The organism is Pseudosporangium ferrugineum (genome assembly GCF_003002065.1).
GTDB lineage: Bacteria > Actinomycetota > Actinomycetes > Mycobacteriales > Micromonosporaceae > Actinoplanes > Actinoplanes ferrugineus_A.
On sequence record NZ_PVZG01000007.1, the window covers coordinates 70048 to 91229 of the forward strand.

The 21182-nt window shown below is 71.9% G+C and carries 21 protein-coding genes; 11 read left to right on the forward strand and 10 right to left on the reverse strand.

All coding sequences use genetic code 11. The features are described from left to right. Positions 1-42 precede the first annotated feature (42 nt). The 3 genes from CLV70_RS42115 to CLV70_RS16435 all read right to left on the reverse strand — a co-directional run bounded on the left by CLV70_RS42115 (position 43) and on the right by CLV70_RS16435 (position 2078). Positions 43-120 (reverse strand): Ms5788A family Cys-rich leader peptide, encoded by a 78-nt coding sequence (locus tag CLV70_RS42115; RefSeq protein ID WP_425440176.1) that lies wholly within the window; start codon positions 118-120, stop codon positions 43-45. A 70-nt stretch (positions 121-190) separates the two neighbouring features. Next, positions 191-979: an LmeA family phospholipid-binding protein gene (locus CLV70_RS16430; RefSeq protein WP_245908277.1), complete on the reverse strand. Its 789-nt coding sequence runs from the start codon at positions 977-979 to the stop codon at positions 191-193. A gap of 85 nt (positions 980-1064) precedes the next feature. Further along, positions 1065-2078, reverse strand: a complete 1014-nt coding sequence (locus tag CLV70_RS16435) for a hypothetical protein (RefSeq protein ID WP_106127389.1) — start codon at positions 2076-2078, stop codon at positions 1065-1067. 322 nt (positions 2079-2400) lie between these two features. On the opposite strand from CLV70_RS16435, the gene CLV70_RS16440 reads away from it, so the two are divergent. The 6 genes from CLV70_RS16440 (at position 2401) to pstB (ending at position 8621) form a co-directional block, all read left to right on the forward strand. Further along, entirely contained in the window at positions 2401-3123 is a 723-nt protein-coding gene (locus CLV70_RS16440) for a winged helix-turn-helix transcriptional regulator (RefSeq protein ID WP_211303791.1), read from the forward strand. An 11-nt stretch (positions 3124-3134) separates the two neighbouring features. Then, the gene (gene mshD / locus CLV70_RS16445) at positions 3135-4007 is read left to right on the forward strand and encodes a mycothiol synthase (protein WP_106127391.1); all 873 of its coding nucleotides are present in this window, start codon (positions 3135-3137) and stop codon (positions 4005-4007) included. A 387-nt stretch (positions 4008-4394) separates the two neighbouring features. After that, a complete protein-coding gene (pstS, locus tag CLV70_RS16450) occupies positions 4395-5486 on the forward strand; it encodes a phosphate ABC transporter substrate-binding protein PstS (RefSeq protein ID WP_106127392.1) in 1092 nt (363 codons plus the stop codon). A gap of 42 nt (positions 5487-5528) precedes the next feature. Next, complete coding sequence (gene pstC, locus CLV70_RS16455) at positions 5529-6614, forward strand: phosphate ABC transporter permease subunit PstC (protein ID WP_106127393.1); 1086 nt, start codon at positions 5529-5531, stop codon at positions 6612-6614. Positions 6615-6744: 130 nt separating this feature from the next. Further along, positions 6745-7827, forward strand: a complete 1083-nt coding sequence (gene pstA, locus CLV70_RS16460; RefSeq protein WP_106127394.1) for a phosphate ABC transporter permease PstA — start codon at positions 6745-6747, stop codon at positions 7825-7827. Between the two features lie 17 nt (positions 7828-7844). After that, a complete protein-coding gene (gene pstB, locus CLV70_RS16465) occupies positions 7845-8621 on the forward strand; it encodes a phosphate ABC transporter ATP-binding protein PstB (RefSeq protein ID WP_106127395.1) in 777 nt (258 codons plus the stop codon). On the opposite strand, the gene CLV70_RS16470 is transcribed toward pstB, so the two are convergent. Beyond that, entirely contained in the window at positions 8618-9385 is a 768-nt protein-coding gene (locus CLV70_RS16470; protein WP_106127396.1) for an NUDIX hydrolase, read from the reverse strand. The two genes, pstB and CLV70_RS16470, sit on opposite strands and share 4 nt — an antisense overlap. A gap of 136 nt (positions 9386-9521) precedes the next feature. Between CLV70_RS16470 and CLV70_RS16475 the strand changes: the two genes are divergently transcribed. Together CLV70_RS16475 and CLV70_RS16480 are read left to right on the forward strand one after the other, a co-directional pair. Then, positions 9522-10505, forward strand: coding sequence for a Gfo/Idh/MocA family protein (locus CLV70_RS16475; RefSeq protein WP_106127639.1), 984 nt, complete (start codon positions 9522-9524; stop codon positions 10503-10505). 34 nt (positions 10506-10539) lie between these two features. Beyond that, complete coding sequence (locus CLV70_RS16480; protein ID WP_106127397.1) at positions 10540-11280, forward strand: DUF1963 domain-containing protein; 741 nt, start codon at positions 10540-10542, stop codon at positions 11278-11280. 138 nt (positions 11281-11418) lie between these two features. Here the strand turns inward: CLV70_RS16480 and CLV70_RS16485 are convergent, their stop codons facing one another. From CLV70_RS16485 to CLV70_RS16495, 3 genes are all read right to left on the reverse strand, one after another. Next, entirely contained in the window at positions 11419-12426 is a 1008-nt protein-coding gene (locus CLV70_RS16485) for an inorganic phosphate transporter (protein WP_106127398.1), read from the reverse strand. A gap of 3 nt (positions 12427-12429) precedes the next feature. Continuing rightward, positions 12430-13056 (reverse strand): DUF47 domain-containing protein, encoded by a 627-nt coding sequence (locus tag CLV70_RS16490; protein WP_106127399.1) that lies wholly within the window; start codon positions 13054-13056, stop codon positions 12430-12432. A gap of 166 nt (positions 13057-13222) precedes the next feature. Beyond that, a complete protein-coding gene (locus CLV70_RS16495) occupies positions 13223-14152 on the reverse strand; it encodes a PI-PLC domain-containing protein (RefSeq protein ID WP_106127640.1) in 930 nt (309 codons plus the stop codon). A gap of 136 nt (positions 14153-14288) precedes the next feature. Here CLV70_RS16495 and sigJ point away from each other — a divergent pair, with 136 nt between their 5' ends. Further along, a complete protein-coding gene (sigJ, locus tag CLV70_RS16500) occupies positions 14289-15173 on the forward strand; it encodes an RNA polymerase sigma factor SigJ (protein ID WP_106127400.1) in 885 nt (294 codons plus the stop codon). Here the strand turns inward: sigJ and CLV70_RS16505 are convergent. Beyond that, complete coding sequence (locus tag CLV70_RS16505) at positions 15156-15662, reverse strand: DUF402 domain-containing protein (RefSeq protein WP_106127401.1); 507 nt, start codon at positions 15660-15662, stop codon at positions 15156-15158. The two genes, sigJ and CLV70_RS16505, sit on opposite strands and share 18 nt — an antisense overlap. A 56-nt stretch (positions 15663-15718) precedes the next feature. Here CLV70_RS16505 and CLV70_RS16510 point away from each other — a divergent pair, with 56 nt between their 5' ends. After that, positions 15719-17767, forward strand: a complete 2049-nt coding sequence (locus CLV70_RS16510; protein WP_170148625.1) for an ATP-dependent DNA helicase — start codon at positions 15719-15721, stop codon at positions 17765-17767. A 4-nt stretch (positions 17768-17771) separates the two neighbouring features. On the opposite strand, the gene CLV70_RS16515 is transcribed toward CLV70_RS16510, so the two are convergent. Continuing rightward, a complete protein-coding gene (locus CLV70_RS16515; protein WP_106127402.1) occupies positions 17772-19028 on the reverse strand; it encodes an AI-2E family transporter in 1257 nt (418 codons plus the stop codon). A 140-nt stretch (positions 19029-19168) separates the two neighbouring features. On the opposite strand from CLV70_RS16515, the gene CLV70_RS16520 reads away from it, so the two are divergent. Continuing rightward, complete coding sequence (locus CLV70_RS16520) at positions 19169-19465, forward strand: GroES family chaperonin (RefSeq protein ID WP_106127642.1); 297 nt, start codon at positions 19169-19171, stop codon at positions 19463-19465. Here the strand turns inward: CLV70_RS16520 and CLV70_RS16525 are convergent. Then, entirely contained in the window at positions 19462-21162 is a 1701-nt protein-coding gene (locus CLV70_RS16525) for a PrsW family intramembrane metalloprotease (RefSeq protein WP_106127403.1), read from the reverse strand. The genes CLV70_RS16520 and CLV70_RS16525 overlap by 4 nt on opposite strands. Between the last annotated feature and the right edge of the window lie 20 nt (positions 21163-21182).

The window sequence follows — 21182 nt, forward strand, 5'->3', positions numbered from 1 at the left end:
TACGGCGCCACTGCCGGGCGAAGGAAAAGCCGGATGGCCCCGTCAGGAGACAGGGCGACACAGGCAGGCGGCCACGCGGCACAGGTCGACCGCGCGCCTCTTGGTGAGCAACAGGCTCATGGGAATGGACCCTACCAGCGGTTCCACAGCCCGGAACACCACCGACCAGCATCCGGGAACGAGTCAGCCGTCACAGGCCGCCGGAGTTGAGCGGCACGTTGCGGGCCGCCGTGGTCACCACGAGCCCCTCGGGACGGGCCTCCACCTTCGTGACCTGCAGTCCCAGGGGCAGCGCCGGTACCTTCAGATCCAGCGCCAGGTTCCGCACGTAGCTGTCGACGAGGGCATTGACGACGGGAACGTTCGGGAGGCCGTCGGCGGTGACCTCGGCGAAACGTACGCGCACCACGCCGCCCTTGACCTCGATCGTCGCCGCGCCGGAGACGTCCCAGGTCTGGTTCAGCGCCTTGATCGGCGCCTCGGCGATCAGCTTGCCGTCCCGCTCGCTGAGCTTCAGGCCCTGCTGGGGGATCAGGTCCGCCAGGTTCGCGTAGTCGATCGTGCCGGCGCCGGTCACCGAGCCGGCCACGATGTCGCCGTTGCCGGTGCGCAGCGTGTCCAGCGGTGCGGTCACGTCCTTCGCCCGGATGTCGAGCTCCGGCATCTTGATGGTCTGGTTCTTCTCCACCGGGCCGGAGAAGTTCCGGACCACGATCTTGATCTCCCGGTACTTGCCGGCGGCCACCTGGGTCAGGAACGGGATGCCCTCGACCGTCACGTCCGGCTGCTCGGCCGTCGCCTTCTGGTCGGCGACCTGCTGGGCGACCCGGTCCGAGATCTCGCGTTCCGCGTACGACGCCGCGAACCGGTCCGCCACGGCCAGCACCACGGCCACGATGATCAGCAGGACCAGGAAGGTGACCAGCAGACGCCGGCCCCAGCGCCTGCGGGGACGTGCCGACCCGTACACCTCGGACACCGGTCCTCCTCGTTCGACCCTCGGCGTTGCGGAAACGTATATGCCCAATGCCGCCGCGCCGGACACCTCGCCGCGGGACGGGCGGTCAGGACAGGACGAAGACCGTCATCGCGTACGTCGCCGGCAGCGTGAACGCGAACGCGCCCAGCGGCCCCTGCATGTGCCGCGCCACCCAGAACGTCGGCGCGTCGCCGGCCATGTTGCGGCCCGCCTCGGAGTAGTTCACCGCCAGGTCGACCAGCGCGGCGATGCCCGCCACCACGAAGCCGAGCAGCGCGCCCTTGGCCGGGGTGAACGGCAGCACCATCACGCTGCCCAGCACGGCGGCGGCGAGCGTGCCCAGCATCGCGCCGAGCACGACGCCGGTCGCGCCCCGCGGCACCTGCGCGGCGATCCGCGGCTTGGGCCAGACCGCGTCGGTGAGGTGCGCGATCAGCAGCGACAGCGCCACCGCGATCAGGCAGACCAGCACCGCCTGGGTCCCGACGGGCCGGCGGGTCAGCACGATCAGCAGCGGGAACGACACCACGCCCAGCACGATCAGGAAGGTGCCGCCCAGCGCGTCGCGCAACTGGGTGCGGGAGGCGGCCCCCCGGACGGCCTGCCCGATCACGGCCGCCGCGAACGCGCCCGCGGTCACGTACACCAGCGGCAGGATGCCCGCCGGCTCCGTGGTCACCGCCACCCGGTCCGCCAGCAGGCCGGCCACCACCGAGACGCCCGCGACGATCCCGGAGGCCGGAGGCCGGATCGCCATGGTGAAGGCCAGCACGTAGAGGAGCTGCACCCCGAAGATCACGATCGCGTACGGCAGCCGCGCGTCCGGGCCGGCGGTCTGCGCGCCGAGGATCAGGCCCACGCCCAGCAGGGCCGCGAAGCCGGCGATGGCCAGCGACAGCTCCCGCCGCACGGGCGCGACCGGGACCTCTTCCTCGAACTCCTCCTCGTCGTCGTGCTCCTCCCGGCGCCCGATGCTCGGATCCTTCTTCGGGGCCCCCGCGTAGAAGCCGGACGACGATCGGCCCGGCGCGGAGCGCGCGATCTCCCGGGAGACGTCGTCGTCCCAGGCTTCGCTGTCGCGCGGGGTGGAGGGGAACACGCCTGCGATGGTGCCAGACCAAGCCGCTTTCGTCCTCATCGCGCTCCCCGCGGTCACGCGGCGGCGCAGGGCTCCCCGCGGTCGCGCGGCGGCGCTGCGTGAGCGTTGTTCGGGTGAACGGCCGGTTACGGATCGGCCGTTCGGTCACCTCGGGGGCGTTCATCACATCTCTCGGCGTGACGGACAGGGTGATCCGGGAGCTGGATCGGTTAAGGTATCCCCAGCCCACCCGTCGGTGACGCCGGGACGAGACCCTCCGGTTGCGCGAGCCCTGAGCCGCGCAGACCGGGTCACCCGAAGCGGCTCTGCCGCGAGGATCGAGGTGAGTGTGGAAATCCTCCTGTTGGTGACAGCGCGCGCGGGTGAAACCTCCGCTGTGCTTCCTGCTCTGGACCTCCTGCCCCACTCCGTGCGTACCGCGCCTCGCGACGTGCGCACGCTGGTGTCCGGGCCGAGCCCCGACGCCGTGCTCGTCGACGCCCGCTCGGAGCTCTCCGAGGCCCGGGCCACCTGCCGGATGCTGCACGCGACCGGCATCGGCGTGCCGCTGATGGCCGTCGTCACCGAGGCCGGCCTGATCGCCCTGAACGCCGACTGGGGTGTCGACGACGTCATCCTGGCCAGCGCCGGACCGGCCGAGGTCGAGGCCCGACTGCGGCTGGCCGTGGGACGCCTGACCAACGCCACCGCGGGCGCCGGCGGCTCGATCCGGGCCGGCGAGCTCAACATCGACCCCGACACGTACGCCGCCAAGCTCAAGGGCCGGCCGCTCGACCTCACCTACAAGGAGTTCGAGCTGCTCAAGTTCCTGGCGCAGCACCCCGGCCGGGTCTTCACCCGTGACCAGCTGCTGCGCGAGGTCTGGGGCTACGACTACTTCGGCGGCACCCGCACGGTCGACGTGCACGTGCGCCGCCTGCGCGCCAAGCTCGGCTCCGAGTACGAATCGATGATCGGCACCGTGCGCCAGGTCGGCTACAAGTTCGTGGTGCCGCCGACCGGCCGCCAGCTGCCGGACAACGAGCCCGTCTCGCTGCCGGTCTGAGCCCGCCCTCCATGACGGACGTCCGGTCCACGGACTGGCTCACCCCCGCCGAGGCGGCCGGCGTGCAAGCGCTAGCCGTCGCGGCGGACGAGGCCGACGGCGTCAGCCCGCTGTCGGAGGACGGTCTCCTCGGCCTCCGCGGCACGACGCACCGGCACCTGCTCTCGTACGCCGACACCGGCGAGCTGGCCGGCTACGCCTACCTCTCCGGCACGGCGGGCGAGCTCGTCGTGCACCCCAAGCATCGGCTCCGCGGCCACGGCACGGCGCTGATCGCCGCCACCGGCCCCGGCGAACGCCTGTTCTGGGCGCACGGCGACGAGCCGTCCGCCCGCGCCTTCGCCGAGAAGCTGGGCTTCGCCCGTACCCGCGTGCTGTGGCAGATGCGCCGCCCGCTCGCCGACCTGCCCGACGTGCCCCTCCCGGACGGCGTCCGGGTGCGCGCCTTCGAGCCCGGCGCCGACGACGAGGCGTGGCTGGGGGTCAACTCCCGCGCCTTCGCACACCACCCGGAGCAGGGCCGCTGGACGAGGGAAGACCTCCGCCTGCGCTTCGCCGAGCCCTGGTTCGACCCGGCCGGCTTCCTGCTCGCGGTCGACCCCGCCGACGGCCACCTCCTCGGCTTCCACTGGACCAAGATCCACCCGGCCGAGGGCGCCGACCCGGCGATCGGCGAGATCTACGTCCTCGGCGTCGACCCGGGCGGCCACCGCAGAGGCCTCGGCGCCGCCCTGAGCGTGGCCGGCCTGCGCCACCTCGCGGCCCAGGGGCTGAGCCACGCCCTGCTCTATGTGGACGAGTCGAACACGGCCGCGGTGGCCCTCTACCGCCGCCTCGGCTTCGAGATCCATTCGACCGACGTCCAGTACCACCGCCCGGCCTGAGCCCAGTCCGAGCCCAGTCCGAGCCCCGCCCGAGCCCGGCCCGCCCCGAGCCCACCACGGCCTGACCGCTCGAGCCCATCACCACCGCTGAACCGCCCGATCCGACCGCCGCCATTTCGGCCGGAGCGGCCAGTGGCGCGCGCCACGCGGAACCCGCCAGGTTAACGGAAATGATTGGACATTCCGGCCAGGAGCCCCGCGGTTCACGTAACGGACAACCCCTCCTCAGCCAAAGGCTACGAACCGGCGCCGAACCGTTCACCCTTCGTTCATTTAGCCCCGGGAAGCCGGTCACCTCGCCCTCTTAGCTTTCCGGGTGTGCCGATGAGACCTCGGCCGGCCGGGACACGGGAGCCCGGAGATGCACTTTCATGCGAAGGGAAAACCGTGAAGCTCCAGCGGTACTACGTTGCCGGCATTGCCTTGACGACCGCGCTCGCTCTGGCCGCGTGCGGTTCCGACAACACCGACAGCCCGGCGGCCGGGGGCGCCTCGGCGGCCTCGAGCAACTGCGCCGGTGGACAGCTGACGGCGCAGGGTTCGTCCGCGCAGAAGAACGCGATGGACGAGTGGATCAAGACCTACCAGGGTCAGTGCGCCGACGCGAAGATCGGCTACGAGAGCACCGGCTCCGGCGCCGGCATCCAGGCGTTCATCGCGGGCACCGCCGACTTCGTCGGCTCCGACTCCGCCCTCAAGCCGGACGAGCAGCCGCAGGCGGACGCCAAGTGCCCCGGCGGCCAGGCGCTCAACCTGCCGATGGTGACCGGCCCGATCGCGGTCGTCTACAACGTCGACGGCGTGGACAACCTCCAGCTCTCGGCGTCCACTCTCGCCAAGATCTTCAGCAGCAAGATCACCAAGTGGAACGACCCGGCCATCGCCGCCGAGAACCAGGGCGCGAAGCTGCCGGCCACCGCGATCCAGGCCGTGCACCGCTCGGACGAGTCGGGCACCACCGACAACTTCACCAAGTACCTGAGCAAGACCGCCGAGGCGGACTGGACCTTCGGCAACGCCAAGGCGTGGAAGGCACCGGGCGGCACCGGCGGCAACAAGTCGGACGGCGTCGCCTCCCTGGTGAAGAGCACCGCCGGCACCATCTCCTACGTCGAGCTCTCCTTCGCCGAGAACAGCGACCTGAAGAAGGCGAAGATCAAGAACGGCGCGGGTGAGTACACCGAGCTGACCGGCGAGAGCGCCGGCAAGACCATCGCGGGCGCGAAGATCGCCGGCACCGGCGACGACCTGAAGCTCGAGATCGACTACGCCACCAAGGAGGCGGGCGCGTACCCGATCGTCCTGGTCACGTACGAGATCGCGTGCAGCAAGGGCAGCCCGAAGGCCGCCGCGATCAAGGGCTTCCTGAGCTACACCGCGAGCACCGGCGGCCAGTCCGCGCTCGCCGAGCTCGGCTACGCCCCGCTGCCGGAGTCGGTCCGCAGCAAGGTCGAGGCCTCGGTCGCGAAGATCGCCTGAATCACCCCCGGAACCCCCTCCTAGACGACAGCGAGCGAGCGAATGGGTGACTTCCCCTCCCGCTCGGCGAACGCCAACGCCGGCGGACCGGGTGTGACATCACGTCACGCCGGGTCCGCCGGCCCCGGCGTACCGCCGATCCCTCCCGATGACCGCCTCGGCAACCGGCCGCCGCTGGGTGGCGGGGGTGCGCTGCCCACGAAGGCCCGCTTCTCCATGGAGTCCGGCTTCCGGGGCCTCAGCACGGCCGCCGGCGCGATGGTGCTGGTCATCATCGTCGCCATCGCGATCTTCCTGGTCAGCAAGGCGGTGCCGGCGCTCAGCGCGAACACCGAGAACTTCCTGACCTACAAGGCCTGGTTCCCCAACGAGGCGGAACCCCGGTTCGGCATCGCCGCGCTGGCCTTCGGCACCCTGCTCAGCTCCGTCATCGCGCTGCTCGTCGCGGTGCCGATCGCCCTGGCCATCGCGCTCTTCCTGTCGCACTACGCGCCGAAGCGGCTGGCCACCCCGCTCGGCTTCGTCATCGACCTGCTCGCGGCCGTACCGAGCGTGGTGTTCGGCCTCTGGGGGCGCGACGTCTTCTCCCAGCCGGTGCAGGACTTCTCGGTGTGGCTGAACAAGTATTTCGGCTGGCTGCCGGTCTTCGGCGGGGACGGTCCGTTCGGCCGCTCGATCCTGCTGGGCAGCCTGGTGCTGGCCATCATGGTGCTGCCGATCGTCACCTCGCTGTCCCGGGAGGTCTTCCAGCAGACCCCGGGCATGAACGAGGAGGCCGCCCTCGCGCTCGGCGCCACCAAGTGGGAGATGATCCGCACCGCGGTGCTGCCGTACGGCAAGCCCGGCGTCATCGCGGCGGTCATGCTCGGCCTCGGCCGCGCGCTCGGCGAGACCATCGCCCTGGCGCTCACCCTGGGCACCACGTTCACGATCTCGTTCAACATCATCCAGAGCGGCGGCAACTCGATCGCCGCGAACATCGCCAACACGTTCGGCGAGGCCAACGCCACCGGCCGCGGCGCGCTGATCGCCTCCGGCCTGGTGCTTTTCGCCATCACCCTGGTGGTCAACATGGCCGCGCGGGCGATCATCTACCGCCGCCGCGAGTTCCGGGACAGTGCGGCATGACCGACTGCACCGGAGCGAGCCTGCGAGTGGAGGGCCAGGAGGACATGCCCATCAGGACCAGCATGACCGACTGCACCGGAGCGAGCCTGCGAGTGGAGGGCCAGGAGGACATGCCAAAGGTGGACACGGAATGAGTCTGCTCGAGAGAGAATCCCCGGGCGTCGTGATGACGCCGGACCACCTGCGGGCCCGCAAGCTGCCCGTCGTCGCCGACCTCGGCATCGCCGTCCTGGCGCTGCTGCTCTCGGCCGCGGTCGTCTACGGCCTCGGCCTCGGCAACTGGGTGCTCGTCATCGCCTTCGGCGTCGTCCTGTACCTGGCCGGCCTCTACTTCGGGGCGAGCCGGATCGAGGGCAAGCGCTCGGCGCGCAACCGGGCCTGGCGCTCGCTCATCTACGCCGCCTGCCTGCTCGCGGTCCTGCCGCTGGCCTCGGTGGTGTGGACGCTCGTCTCCAAGGGCGCCGCCCGCCTCGACGGCGACTTCTTCGGCTCGTCGATGAACAACATCGGCGCCCGGGACCCGAACGGCGGCGCGTACCACGCCATCGTCGGCACGCTGGAGCAGGTCGGCCTCGCCACCCTGATGGCGGTGCCGCTGGGCGTCCTCGGCGCGATCTACCTCGTCGAGTACGGCCGCGGCCGGTTCGCCCTCACGGTCCGCTTCTTCGTCGACGTCATGACCGGCATCCCGTCCATCGTGGCCGGCCTGTTCGTGCTGGCGTTCTGGGTGCTGATCGTCAGCCCGTGGTTCAACGACGGCACGCCGCGCTTCTCCGGTTTCGCGGCCTCGCTGGCGCTGACCGTACTGATGCTGCCGACGATCGTGCGGTCCACCGAGGAGATGCTGCGGCTCGTGCCGGGCCCGCTGCGCGAGGGGGCGTACGCGCTGGGCGTACCGCAGTGGAAGACGATCCTGAAGGTCGTCCTGCCCACCGCCCTGCCCGGCATCGTCACCGGCATCATGCTCGCCGTGGCCCGCGCGGCCGGCGAGACGGCGCCCGTGCTGCTCGTGGCGGGCGGCGCCGCGGCCATCAACATGGACCCGTTCGCCGGCAACCAGTCGTCGCTGTCGCTCTTCGTCTACCAGCAGGCCGGCGACGCCTCGAAGTACGCGCCGGACCGCGCCTGGACGGCAGCGCTGACGCTGGTCGCCCTGGTCCTGCTCCTGACCATCGCAGCAAAGCTGCTCGCCCGCCGCAACCGGCTGTCCTGAGGTAAGAGGTGTCCCCCATGGCCAAGCGCATCGAGGCGAGCAACGTCTCGTCCTACTACGGCTCGTTCAAGGCGATCGACAACATCTCGATGACCGTCGAGCCGAAGACGATCACCGCCCTGATCGGCCCGTCCGGCTGCGGCAAGTCCACGTTCCTGCGGTCCGTCAACCGCATGCACGAGGTGCTGCCCGGCGCCCGCATCGAGGGCCGGCTGACCATCGACGACCAGAACATCTACGACTCCGACGTCGACGTCACCGCCGTACGCCGGATGATCGGCATGGTCTTCCAGCGGCCCAACCCGTTCCCGACGATGTCGATCTACGAGAACGCGGTCGCGGGCCTGAAGCTCAACGGCGTACGGAAGAAGTCGCTCCTGGATGACGCCGCCGAGAAGTCCCTGCGGTCGGCGAACCTGTGGGACGAGGTCAAGGACCGGCTCAACCGGCCCGGCGCCGGCCTCTCCGGCGGCCAGCAGCAGCGGCTCTGCATCGCCCGTACGATCGCGGTCGAGCCGCAGGTCGTGCTGATGGACGAGCCCTGCTCGGCGCTCGACCCGATCTCGACGCTGGCGATCGAGGACCTGATGTTCAAGCTGAAGGACCGCTTCACGATCATCATCGTCACGCACAACATGCAGCAGGCCGCCCGGGTCAGCGACAAGACCGGCTTCTTCTCGATCGACAAGACCGGCGAGCCCGGCCGGCTCATCGAGTACGACGACACCCAGAAGATCTTCAGCAACCCGGCCCAGAAGAAGACCGAGGACTACATCACCGGTCGGTTCGGCTAGGGAATCCGCACGACGGCGCCGCCGTCGCCGGTCAGCTCCACCTCGGGGAGGATCGGCACGGCGGCGTCTCGCTGCCCGCTCGCTGCCACGAGATCCTCGATGCGACGGTACGGGCACAGCTCGTCCAGTGTCACCCGCGTCGGCGGCAGCATGGCCAGGCCGTCGGCGGCCGCCGGGCTGATCCAGGTGGTCGCGTCGGCCTCCCCGGACACGTCCCGTGCGGTCTGCCCGTCGGGGAGCAGGGCCACGAAGAACCACGTGTCGAAGCGTCTCGGCTCGAACTCGGGCGTGATCCAGCGCGACCACGGCAGCAGCAGGTCGTCGCGCAGCCGCAGCCCGCGCCGGCCCAGCAGCTCGGCCATGGTGAGCTCGCGGGCGGCCACGGCCCGGCGATCGGCCTCCCACTCCTCGCCGCCGACGTCACCGACCGTGCGGTCCGGCTGCTCCACCGGCCCGGCCAGCAGCACGCCGGCCTCCTCGAACAGCTCCCGCGCCGCCGCGCCGACGACCGCCCGGGCCTGCTCGTCCGGCACGCCGAGCCGCTCGGCCCAGTCCGGCCGGATCGTCTCGGGGCGGTCGCCGGGGTCGACGCGGCCGCCGGGGAACGCGTGCATGCCGCCGAAGACCATCGTGGTGGCACGCCTCAGGACGTACACGTCGAGGGTTCCGGGGTCGAGGAGCACGACGGTGGCCGCGGCGCGGGCCGGAGCCGGGCTGCCGCGGAACTCGCGGGCCGGCTGGACGAGGGCGGGGGGCAACGGCATCACACGGCTCACCCCGCGATCCTCCCACCACCGGCCCCGCGGCGATCCGGTAGCCGTCCTCCCGCCGAGCGGCCCACCGCGATCCGGCAGCCGCCCGTCCTCCCGCCGGCGGCCTTCCGGGGATACGGTGGCGATCATGACGACCACGCGCTGGGGCATCCTGGGGACCGGCGGCATCGCCGCGACCTTCGCATCCGATCTTCCGCTCGTGCCCGGCGCCGAACTGGCCGCGGTGGGCTCGCGCACCCCCGAGGCGGCCGCGGCCTTCGCGCAGCGCCACGGCTTCGCCCGGTCCCACGGCTCCTGGGCGGAACTCGCCGCGGACCCCGACGTGGACGTGATCTACGTGGCGACCCCGCACGCGTTCCACCACGCCGCCGCGATGGCCTGCCTCGAGGGCGGCAAGGCGGTCCTGTGCGAGAAGCCGATGACCCTGGACCGGCCCTCCTCGGCGCGGCTGATCAGCGAGGCGAGCACGCGCGGCCTGTTCCTCATGGAGGCCATGTGGATGCGCTGCAACCCGGCGGTCCGCCGCATCCAGGCCCTGATCGCCGAGGGCGCGATCGGCGACGTCGTCACCGTGCACGCCGACTTCGGCATCCAGGGCCCGTTCGAGGCGACGCACCGGCTGCGTGACCCGCGCCTCGGCGGCGGTGCCCTGCTCGACCTGGGCGTCTACCCGCTCAACCTGGCCCACCTCATCCTGGGCGACCCGGCCACAACGCACGGCTGGGCCCACCTGACCCCGGAGGGCGTCGACGAGACCACCGGCATCCTGCTCGGCTACGAGGCGGGCGCGGTGGCGGCCCTGACCTGCAGCATCTCGGGCCAGTCCCGCAACGCCGCCGCGATCACCGGCACCCGCGGCCGGATCGACCTGCCGCCGGGCTTCTTCGTCCCCCGCTCCTTCACCCTGACCCGCGCGGGCGCCGACCCGGAAACCTTCGACGTCCCGTTCGACGGCACCGGCTACCAGTTCGAGGCGATCGAGGTGCAGCGCTGCCTCGCCGAGGGCCTCACGGAGAGCCCGCTCATGCCCCACCGGGCCACCCTGGAGATCATGGCGCTGACCGACACCATCCGCTCCCAGATCGGCGTCGCCTACGGGGAGCGCGCCTGATCCATAGTGGAGCCGTTCTGCCACACTGCGGCGCGTGAATGAGCTGGAAGCGTTTCGCGCCGCGGCGCGCAAGAAGGGCATGCCGGACGGCACCATCGAGCGGTGGCTGCGGCTCGCGCGCCCCTGCCTGTCGCTCAACAGGGACGGCGGCGGGCCGGTGGCCGGTTACTTCGGCGGCAGGCCGGCGCTGCCATCCTCGGCCGGGTGGCCCGAGCGCCACGTCCACCTGGCCTCGATCGAGCTGGCCGCGCTTCCCCGCGAAGGGGTCGACCTCGATCTGCCCCGCGACGGCACGCTCGTGTTCCTCGCGGTGCCCGGCCCGGTCACCATGGTCGGCCGCGTGATCCACGTGCCGGCCGGCGCGGCGGTCGCCGAGGCCGAACCGTCCGACGGCGGCTACGAGCGCTTCCCGCTGTACGCGGCGGCGGATTGGAGCCTGCCCGAGGAGCCCTCCGACAGCCTCGCCTACGAGCAGGCACCGGCCGCCGAGGAGGACGCCTACTCGGAGATCGTGTGGGATCTCGGGTATGAGGATCGCAGCGGCGAGCGGGTCGTTCTGCTCGGCGGGTACGGCACGTCGAACACCGGCGGGCTGGGCGTTCCCGTCGGGCCGCCGGAGACCGACGTCCTGCTGGCCCAGTTCTATCTGGGGCCGGACGAGGTCGGCGACGACTTCGAGACCGATCTCGCCACCCTCTACTTCATGATCACCCGTGCCGACCTGGCCGCTCGCCGGTTCGAGAACGTGTCGCTGGCGTCGGACTTCCACGGCTGACCCGGGGTTCGCCCGGGTCAGCCGATGCCCGGCCGTGCCTGCGCTGTCCCGCTCGGAGCGCGACGGCGCGCCGGCGACGCTGCGCAGCTCAGTTGAAGAGCGGGCGTGCGCGACGGCGCGCCGGCAACGCTACGCAGCTCAGTTGAAGAGCGGGCGTACGCAGAAGTAGACGATGCAGGCGATGCCCGCCGCCGCCGGAAACGTGGTCACCCAGGCGATGACGATGTTGCCGGCCACGTTCCAGCGGACCGCCGAGAGGCGCTTGGTGGCGCCCACGCCCATGATCGCCGAGGTGATCGTGTGGGTGGTGGAGATGGGGGCCTTCAGCACGAGGGCGTTGAAGAACAGCACCGAGCTGGCCACCATCTCGGCCGCGAAGCCCTCCGCCGGGCCGAGGTCGATGATCTTGCGGCCCAGGGTACGGATGATCCGCCAGCCGCCGGCGTACGTGCCCGCCGCCAGGACGGCCGCCGAGGTCCAGAAGACCCACCACGGGATGTGCGTGGCGCTGCTCTGGAATCCGCCGGTGTAGAGGGCCAGCACGATGATGCCCATGGTCTTGGCGGCGTCCTGCATGCCGTGCCCGACCGACATGAACGCCGCCGAGATGGTCTGGGCGACCCGGAAACCACGGTTGAGCTTGCCCGGCTGGCCGCGGCGGAACGCCCACATGAGCGCCACCATGACGATGAAGCCGAGCAGGAAGCCGACGAACGGCGAGGCCACCATCGGGATGAGGACCTTCTCGACGATAGTGCCCCACTCGATGGTGGCGTCGGCGGCGAAGAACGTGGCGCCGACCAGGCCGCCGAAGAGCGCGTGCGACGAGGACGACGGCAGGCCGAAGTACCAGGTCAGCAGGTTCCAGCAGATGGCCGCCACGACGCCGGCGAAGACCACGCCGAGGCTGGGGATGCCGGTCGGCAGCTTCACCAGGCCGTCGCCGACGGTCTTGGCGACCCCCGCGCCGAAGTGCGCGCCGATGAAGTTGCCGACCGCGGCCATCGCCAGCGCGATGCGCGGCGTGAGGGCGCGGGTGCTGACGCTGGTGGCGATGGCGTTCGCCGCGTCGTGGAAGCCGTTGGTGTAGTCGAAGGCCATCGCGGCGATGATCACCGCGAGGACCGCTATGAGCTCGGGGGACAAGGTCTAGGACTCCTTGACCGTGATGGTCTCGACCGTGTTCGCCACGTGCTCGAAGGCGTCGCAGGCGGCTTCGAGCTCGTCCGCGACCTCCTTCATCTTCAGCACCGTCAGCGCGTCGTACTCGCCCGAGAACAGGCGCACGAGCAGCATCCGGTACGCCCGGTCGCCGTCGTTCTCCAGCCTGTTGATCTCGATCCAGTACTCCTCGAGACCCTTCATCGAGCGCAGCTTCGGCATCGCGTCGGCGGTGATCTTCGCCTGCTGGTCGAGGACGTTGACCAGCTCGTGCATCTCGCGGGGCAGCGACGGGAGCTCGGTCAGGCCGTACAGGTAGAGCAGGTTGCCGACCGCCTCCAGGTGGTCCATGACGTCGTCGAGCTGCGAGCCCAGCGAGTAGATGTCCTCGCGGTCGAACGGCGTGATGAAGGTGGAGTTGATCTTCTTGTAGAGATCGTGGGTGATCTGGTCGCTGTCGTGCTCGACGTCGGTCAAACGATCGCTCACCGACTGCACGTCCACGCCGGGCAGGGCGAGTTCGTTGAGCAACTCCGTGCCCCGGACGAGGTTCTGAGCAGCCCGGCTGAACAGCTCGTAGAAGGCGCCCTCGGTGGGGCGGAAGGAGAACTTCACGGCGCGAACCTCGTTCGACGGGGTGGAGACGGTGGACGGGTCTGGCGGATTCCCGGGGAATGCTAAGTAACACGTCTCCGATGGCAGAGCCCGCCTACCCCTGCTCAGCAGCAGTTCAGGGTGCGTTTACCCGCTGTTAACCTGGAGCCGGGCCAATAGGGATCTTTCAGACCGTCTGCGCCACATCGGGTCGCCGCGGGCTCGGGGACGGGCGCCGCACCACGGGCGGCGGGAGGGTCCGGCGCACCGGGTTGCGGCGCAGATGGCGGGCGAGTCCGGCGTGGTCCGTGTCGGCGATGACGTCGACGCCCGCCTCGCCGAGCTCCGTCCAGACCGCCTGACGGGCGCGGCGCGTACCGGCCGGGAGCCCCGAGATCCGCAGCGTGCGCCCGTCCTCGTGGGCGGAGCGGACGAGCGCGTGCAGCAGGTGGCGCTCCTCCGCGGGGATGGGCTCGCACCCGTCCCAGCCGAAGCGCCGGTTCCACTGTTCACTGATCATCGGCACCAGGTCCGGCGGGGCGGCCGCGTTGCCGATGTCGTCGAAGGAGCCGTCGGCGAAGGCGTACCGCTCGCCCTGGGCGGACAGCAGGTCGCGGACGTCGACGATGCCCGCGATGGACACGGTGACGGCCCCGGGCTGCAGCTCGCCGCCGACGCACCGGCTCAGCAGCGGCGCGTGGTCGCGCAACTGCTGGTCGAGCATCCGGTACGCCCGCAGCAGCGCGTCGGCGTCGCGTACCGGCCCGGTGAACTCGACGACGAGCCGGAACGGCACGCGCTGGTCGCGGCAGAGCCGGCCGCCCCGCGCCTGCGCCCGCCCGAGCAGCGGGTTGAGCACCAGCCGGCGCAGCGTACGCCCGGGCCGCGGTGCCCCCGGGCCCAGATACAACTCGCCGTGCGGCCCCGGCCGGACCGGGACGGTGAGGCCGGCCAGCCCGCGCCGCAGCACGTCGGGCAGCGGGTCGGTGGCCTCCTCGCCGGCGAGCGCGTGCCCGGCCGGCAGGTACGGGCGCGGCCGCCGACTCGCCGCGATCCCGAGGGTCGTCACACCGGTGACTCCGGCAAGCCCGGCCAGCCCGCCCAGGAGCGTCGCCATGTCGTCCGCCACCGCCTACCCCCGTTTCGCCGGACGCCTATCCAGCCGCCACAAATCAGGCCAAATACCCCGATAGTGTTCACCACTGTGTCACATGTGACACCGGGGACCGGGCAATGTCGCGCAGAATTCCTCCATGCCGTCTCCCGACGAGTTCGAGGTCGAGCGCCCGCACCTGCTGTCGGTCGCGTACCGCATGCTCGGCAGCCGCGCCGAGGCCGAGGACGCCGTGCAGGAGGCGTGGCTGCGCTACCACCGGTCCCGCGACACCGAGGAGATCCGGGACCTGCGCGGGTGGCTGACCACGATCACCGGGCGGATCTGCCTGGACGTGCTCAAGTCCGCCCGGGTACGCCGGGAGGCGTACCCCGGTCAGTGGCTCCCCGAGCCGGTGGTGTCCTTCGACGATCCCGCCGAGCGGGTGGCGCAGCGGCAGGAGGTGAGCCTCGCCCTGCTCGTGGTGCTCGAGAAGCTCACCCCCGAGCAGCGCGTCGCCGTGGTGCTGCACGACGCCTTCGCGGTGCCGTTCGAGGAGGTGGCGGACGTGCTGCACACCAGCGTGACGGCGGCCCGGCAGCACGCGTCCCGGGGCCGGAAGGCGATCGCGGACGGGCAGGCGCGCAACACCGCCGGCCGTACGGAACAGCGCAAGGTCCTGGAAGCCTTTCTCGCCGCGGCCACCAGCGGCGACCTGCACGCGCTGGCGGCCGTGCTCGCCCCGGACGTCGTCACGGTCGGTGACGGCGGCGGCGTGGTCAACGCGGGCCGCAACGCGATCGTCGGCGCGGCGAAGGTGGCACGCTTCTGGGCCGGGGTGCTGGCCCGGCTGGCACGCGAGACCGACGGCGTCGTCACCGAGCCGGTGCTGGTCAACGGCGACGCCGGGGTCCTCGTCACCGGCCGCTACGCGGACGGGCGGGAGCTGCTGAGCGTGCTCTCGGTGGCCGTCGCGGACGGCCGGATCACGGCCCTCTACAACCAGCTCAACCCGGCCAAGCTCGGCTCAGTCACCGACCGTTGACAACCATTTCCGGTACGCCGAGGCGAACGGCTCCGAACCGTCACCGAGGGCGACCACGAGCCGCCCCGCCGCCGCACGCGCCTCGCGCACGACGTCGCCGGGATAGCCGAACCGGACCCGGTGCTCCTCGAACTCGTCCTCGTCGCGGAGCTCGATCAGGCCCGAATCGCGCCGGCGCGACACGTCGAGATCCAGGTCGACGATGTGGACCGTGTCACCCTCCCAGCGCGCCGGGGTGGTGATGTCGCAGTAGACCTCGCTCGTGCGCGGCGGCGGGTTGAACATCCCCGTCCACCACGCGTGGTGCGGGATGAGCAGCACGAACGGGATCTGCTCGACGGAGGGCTGGCCGTGGTAGACGGACGCCGTGCCGCGGGTCACGCCCACCCAGACGCCCAGGTCGTCCTCGTTGAGCCGGCGGGCGGGGTAGTCGCGGTGGGCGGATCCGTCGTACTTGGTGTAGACGACCCGGACCATCTCGCTCGGCATGACAAGACCCTAGCGGTGCGACCGTTTCGTCGGTGGTGGCGGGTACGGTCTTCGTCGTGACTGCCCCCGCCAAGTCCCGCCGCAAGACCGCCGCCGCCAAGGACCTGCTCGCCGCCGCGGTCGGCGCGGTGCCCGGAGGGTCCTCCCGCCCGGGTCAGGAGCAGATGGCGACGGCGATCGAGCGGGCCATCAAGGAGCGCGAGCACCTGCTCGTCCAGGCGGGCACGGGCACCGGCAAGAGCCTCGCCTACCTGACGCCGGCCCTGCTGGTCGACGGCCCGGTCGTCGTCTCCACCGCCACGCTGGCGCTGCAGAACCAGCTCGTGGAGCACGACCTCCCCCGCCTCGCCGACGCGGTCGAGCCGGTCCTGGGCCGCCGCCCGACCTTCGCCGTCCTCAAGGGGCGGCACCACTACCTCTGCGTGGCCAAGCTCGAGCACGCCGACGAGGAGGCGCCGACCGACACCCTCTTCGACGACGCGCCGGCCCGCGCCACCCAGTGGCTCGGCGAGGCGGGACGGCTGGGCAAGCAGATCCTCCGCGTCCAGGCGTGGGCGGAGAAGACGCAGACCGGCGACCGTGACGAGCTCGACCCCGGCGTCGACGAGACGGCGTGGCGGCAGGTCTCCATGCCCGCCCGCGACTGCGTGGGCGCCGCCCGCTGCCCGTACGGCGCGGAGTGCTTCGCCGAGGCGTCCCGGGTCCGGGCCCGCGAGGCGGACATCGTGGTGACCAACCACAGCCTGCTCGCGGTGGACATGCTGGCCGAGCGCAACATCGTGCCGCCGCACAAGCTCCTGATCGTCGACGAGGCCCACGAGCTGGCCGACCGGGTCTCCTCGGCCGCCCAGGCGGAGCTCACCCCGGAGGCGGTCGAGCGCGCCTCGAAGCGGGCCCGCCCCCTGCTGCCCGCCGCCGTGGCGGAGGCGCTGGCGGAGGCGGCCGACTCGCTCACGGTCGGCCTGGCGGACCTCCCGGCGGGCCGGCTGACCACCGGCCTGCCGCCGCACCTGCACCAGGCGCTGCTGCTGGTGGACGCGTCGACCCGCGCCGGCCTCGACGCGATCGGCGACATCAAGGCGGACGACCCCGACCCGGTCCGCAAGCAACAGGCCAAGGCGACCCTCGACGAGCTGTCCACGACCACCCAGCGGCTCCTCGAGGAGTCGGACTTCGACGTGGCCTGGATCGAGAAGAGCGACCTCGGCAACGGCCGCCGGGCGGTGGTGGTCGCCCCGCTCTCGGTCGCCGGCACCCTCGCCACCAACCTGTACGACGACCGCACGGTGGTGGCGACGTCCGCGACGCTGACCCTGGGCGGCCGGTTCGACACGGTGGCGCGGTCGCTGGGCCTGCCCGCCACCGCGGCCGGCTCCGTTCCGACGGCGCGGTCCGGGTCCGGGCTCACCGCCGACGCGCCCCCGGTCTCCGGCGAGGGCTGGACCTCCCTCGATGTCGGCTCCCCGTTCGACTACCCCAAGCAGGGCATCCTGTACGTCGCCGCGCACCTCCCCCGGCCCGCCGCCTCCGGTCTGCCGGACGCCGCGGGCGAGGAGCTCCTGAGGATGGTGGAGGCGCTGGGCGGCCGTACCCTCGGCCTGTTCTCGTCCCGCCGCGCGGCCACCCAGGCCGCGGAGCTGCTCCGGGCCCGGACCGATCTGCCGATCCTGCTCCAGGGCGAGGAGACGCTGCCGATCCTGGTGCGCAAGTTCAAGGAGCAGCGGGAAAGCTGCCTCTTCGGCGTCATGTCGCTCTGGCAGGGCGTCGACGTCCCCGGCGACGCCTGCCAGCTCGTGGTGATCGACCGCCTGCCCTTCCCCCGCCCCGACGAGCCGCTCGCCGCGGCCCGGGCGGCCGCGGTCGACGCCACCGGCGGCTCGGGGTTCGCCTCGGTGAGCGTGCCCATCGCCGCGATCCGCCTGGCACAGGGCGTGGGACGGCTGATCCGGTCCACCGGCGACAGGGGCGTGGTGGCGGTCCTCGACTCCCGCCTCGAGACGGCCCGGGGATACGGCGCCTTCCTCCGCAAGTCCCTGCCCCCGTTCTGGTACACGACCCGTCCCGAGGTGGCGCTGGGGGCGCTGCAGCGGCTCGCCAAGCAGTAGGGCGTTATTCCGGGCGCAGACCGGCCGCGGTGACGACGACCGCGTCCGGCGGGACCTCCGGGCGGCGGCGGGCGAGGCGGCGGACGCCCGTGTTCAGGACGGCGATCAGCGGAACCGCCACCAGGGCGCCGATGATGCCGGCCAGCACCACCCCGCAGGCGATGCCGATGATCACGACCAGCGGATGGATCGCCACCGCGCGGCCCATGATGAGCGGCTGGAGGACGTGGCCCTCGACCTGCTGGACCAGGATCACGGCGCCCAGCACGATCAGCGCCACGATCCAGCCCTGGTCGACGAGCGCGACCAGCACCGCCACCGCGCCGGAGACGCTCGCGCCGACGATCGGGATGAACGCGCCCAGGAACACCAGGGCCGCCAGCGGGAACGCGAACGGCACGTCAAGGATCACCAGGGCGAGGCCGATGCCGGTGGCGTCGATGAAGGCCACCAGCACCGTCGCCCGCACGTACGAGCCGAGCGTCGCCCACGAGGCGTCGCCCGCGTCGGACAGGCTCCAGCGGGCATTGACCGGGAACAGGCGTACCAGGAAGCGCCAGATCTTGCGGCCGTCGCGGAGGAAGAAGAAGGTCGCGAAGAGCACCAGCAGCGCGCCGGTGAGGACCTCGAACAGGGTGGCGGCGGTCGCGAAGCCGGTCGCGGTGAGCTGGGAGGTGTTCAGGTTGATCCAGTCCTGCGCCGAGTCGATGGCCTGGTTGACCTGGTCGTCGGAGAGGTGCAGCGGACCGGTCCGGGCCCACTCCTGGATCTGGCGGATGCCCGCGCTGGCCTTGTCGGTCAGCTGCGGCAGGCCGTCGACGAACTGGTTGACCACCAGCGTGAGCGTGCCGGCCACGGCGGCGATCCCGCAGATCAGCACCAGGAAGGTGGCCAGCGACGGCGGCAGCCGCAGCTTCAGCAGCCAGCCGACCGCGGGGGCCAGCAGGGCCGAGAGCAGCAGGGCGATCGCCAGCGGGATCACCACGATGCTGACCGTGCCGATGAAGCGCACCAGCACCCAGCCGACCACCCCGACCACGATCAGGCGCCACGACCAGGCGGCGGCGATCCGCAGCGAGTGCGGCACCTCCGCGTCGTCCCGGCTGGTCGTCGAGTGGTGCTCGAACGACGGCACGGGCTCCGGCAGCTCGTACTCGACCTCGGCGTCGTCGGCCGGGCGTTCCGTCTCGGCCCGGGCCGACCGCACGGATTCGCGACCCGACTCGTACGCCCGGCGAAGATTCGCCCGGACTCGCTGCAAGCGGCTCAACCGCCCAACCCCCTCGCCGTCGACACGCGGGTTACACCGTAGTCGAGACCGGCACACGTGCACGTCAGGCGCGGGCGTACCGTCCTAGCGTGAGCACCGACACCCAGACCGAGGCCGGGCTGCCGATTCGCATGCTGCACGACCGGGTCCTCGTCCGGCTCGACGGCGGCGAAGGGGAACGCCGTTCGAGCGCCGGCATCGTGATTCCCGCCACCGCGTCGATGGGCCGCCGCCTGTCCTGGGCCAAGGCGGTCGGCGTGGGGCCGAACGTCCGATCCATCGTCGTCGGCGACCGGGTCCTGTTCGACCCCGAGGACCGGGCCGAGGTGGAACTGCACGGCAGGGAGTACGTGCTGCTCCGCGAGCGGGACGTGCACGCGGTCGCGGCGAGCCGGGTCGAGTCCGACGGGACCGGCCTCTACCTCTAGTAACGCGGCGGCGGGTAGAAGCCGGGCGGCGGCGGATAGTAGGACGCGTACGTGGGGACCGGCGGTGCGACGCGCACCGGGACCGGAACGACCGGCTCGTCCGGCGGGCTGACCGTGCGCGTCACCCCGTCCGGGAACGCGATCTGGTAGCTCGTGCCGTCCCAGAACGCCTGCGGCGTCTGCGGGTCGCGGCCGACGAAGACCGAGCGGTAGCCCGAGATGTCGGTGAGCAGCTTGCGCTCCTCCTCCTGCGCCCGCACGAGGTCCTCCGGCTTACCGTGCAGGCCGCGCTGCATCCCGTCGCGCAGCAGGGCCAGCTGGGTGGACGCCATCTGGAAGCCGCGCATCGCCCGTACGCCCGCCTCGCCCGCGACCCGCTTCGCCCACTGCCGGGCCGAGTGCCGCCGGCCGAGGCTGCCCAGGGTGGCCACCTCCGGCGGGGACAGCCAGCCGGCGCGCACGTAGTGCGGCAGGATCCGCTCGCTGAGCCGCCCCTCGTAGCCGCGCAGGGCGATCGCGAAGCCCAGCGCCGCGAAGAAGAACGGGACCATGAAGCCGAGGTACCCGTACAGCATGATCAGGGTCTCGCCGGTGGCCACGGACAGCGTCGGCAGCAGGTTGAAGGTGCCGTGCAGGATCATCGCGAGCAGCAGGCCGGCGATCGGGGCGAGCCAGCGCACCCGGCGGTCCGCCGAACGCGCCGCGACGCCGAGGCCGATCCCCGTCATGGCGGTGAAGAGCGGGTGCGCGAAGCCGGTGAACAGGATCCGCACGATGAAGATGAGGAACAGGTTCTGGATGCCGGTGGCCGGGCCGTACTGATCGGCGCCCGCCGCGTAGCCGTGGCCGCCCAGGTAGAGGACGTTCTCCACCATGGCGAAGCCGAGTGCGGACAGGCCACAGTAGACGATGCCGTCGGTGATGCCGGACCATTCCCGGCGGCGGCGCCAGAAGAGCAGAATCGGGCCGAGGGCCTTCATCGACTCCTCGATGAACGGCGCCACGAGCACGGCGACCAGGGCCTCGGGCAGGCCGAGCTTGTCGAAACCCCACGCCGCCAACCCGTTGACCCCGATGGCGACCAGGGTCGCGACGGCGGACCCCCAGGCGAAGCAGAACACCAGGTAGCGGATCGGTTCCGGTTCGTACCGGTCGAGCCACAGGAAGCAGCTGACGAGTACGGGCACCGGCAGGATCGCCGCGGTCAGGCCGACGACGAGGCCGACCGGCCCGTTGCTGAAGCCGAGAATGATCAGCATGGCGACGGCGCAGACGGCGATGAAGCCGATGATGCCGACCAGCGGCAGCCACCGCCGCCACCCGGACCGGCGCCCCGGCATCGGCGGCACCTGGCCGGCGTCCGGCATCGGATACGCCCGGTCGAACGGCATCGCCCCGGCCGGCACCGGACCTACCTGCGGGCCTGCGGGCGCCGGGCCTACGGGCGCCGGGCCGGAGAAGCCGGCGGACGCCGGGCCGGAGAAGCCGGCGGACGCGGGACCGGAGAGGCCGGCGGGCGGCGGGCCGGAGAAGCCGGCGGGCGCGGGCTCGGAGAAGCCGGCGGGCGCGGGCTCGGAGAAGGCGGCGGGGCCGGGGGCGGGCGAGGGCCCGCCCGGGTCGGCGGGGCCGGAGGCGGGCGGCCCGGATGCCGGGGGCGGTGCCGGGGCGGGCGGTCCGCCCGGAGCTTCGTCGGCCATGCCGCCAGCGTAGCCACCCC

Coding starts and splice junctions, on each gene's coding strand:
- CLV70_RS16495 (WP_106127640.1), bottom strand. CDS start 14,152: ATGGCGACGCTCCTGGGCGGGCTGGCCGGGCTTGCCGGAGTCACCGGT.
- pstB (WP_106127395.1), top strand. CDS start 7,845: ATGGCCAAGCGCATCGAGGCGAGCAACGTCTCGTCCTACTACGGCTCG.
- CLV70_RS16525 (WP_106127403.1), bottom strand. CDS start 21,162: ATGGCCGACGAAGCTCCGGGCGGACCGCCCGCCCCGGCACCGCCCCCG.
- CLV70_RS42115 (WP_425440176.1), bottom strand. CDS start 120: ATGAGCCTGTTGCTCACCAAGAGGCGCGCGGTCGACCTGTGCCGCGTG.
- CLV70_RS16520 (WP_106127642.1), top strand. CDS start 19,169: ATGCTGCACGACCGGGTCCTCGTCCGGCTCGACGGCGGCGAAGGGGAA.
- pstC (WP_106127393.1), top strand. CDS start 5,529: ATGGGTGACTTCCCCTCCCGCTCGGCGAACGCCAACGCCGGCGGACCG.
- CLV70_RS16505 (WP_106127401.1), bottom strand. CDS start 15,662: ATGCCGAGCGAGATGGTCCGGGTCGTCTACACCAAGTACGACGGATCC.
- sigJ (WP_106127400.1), top strand. CDS start 14,289: ATGCCGTCTCCCGACGAGTTCGAGGTCGAGCGCCCGCACCTGCTGTCG.
- CLV70_RS16475 (WP_106127639.1), top strand. CDS start 9,522: ATGACGACCACGCGCTGGGGCATCCTGGGGACCGGCGGCATCGCCGCG.
- CLV70_RS16470 (WP_106127396.1), bottom strand. CDS start 9,385: ATGCCGTTGCCCCCCGCCCTCGTCCAGCCGGCCCGCGAGTTCCGCGGC.
- pstA (WP_106127394.1), top strand. CDS start 6,745: ATGAGTCTGCTCGAGAGAGAATCCCCGGGCGTCGTGATGACGCCGGAC.
- mshD (WP_106127391.1), top strand. CDS start 3,135: ATGACGGACGTCCGGTCCACGGACTGGCTCACCCCCGCCGAGGCGGCC.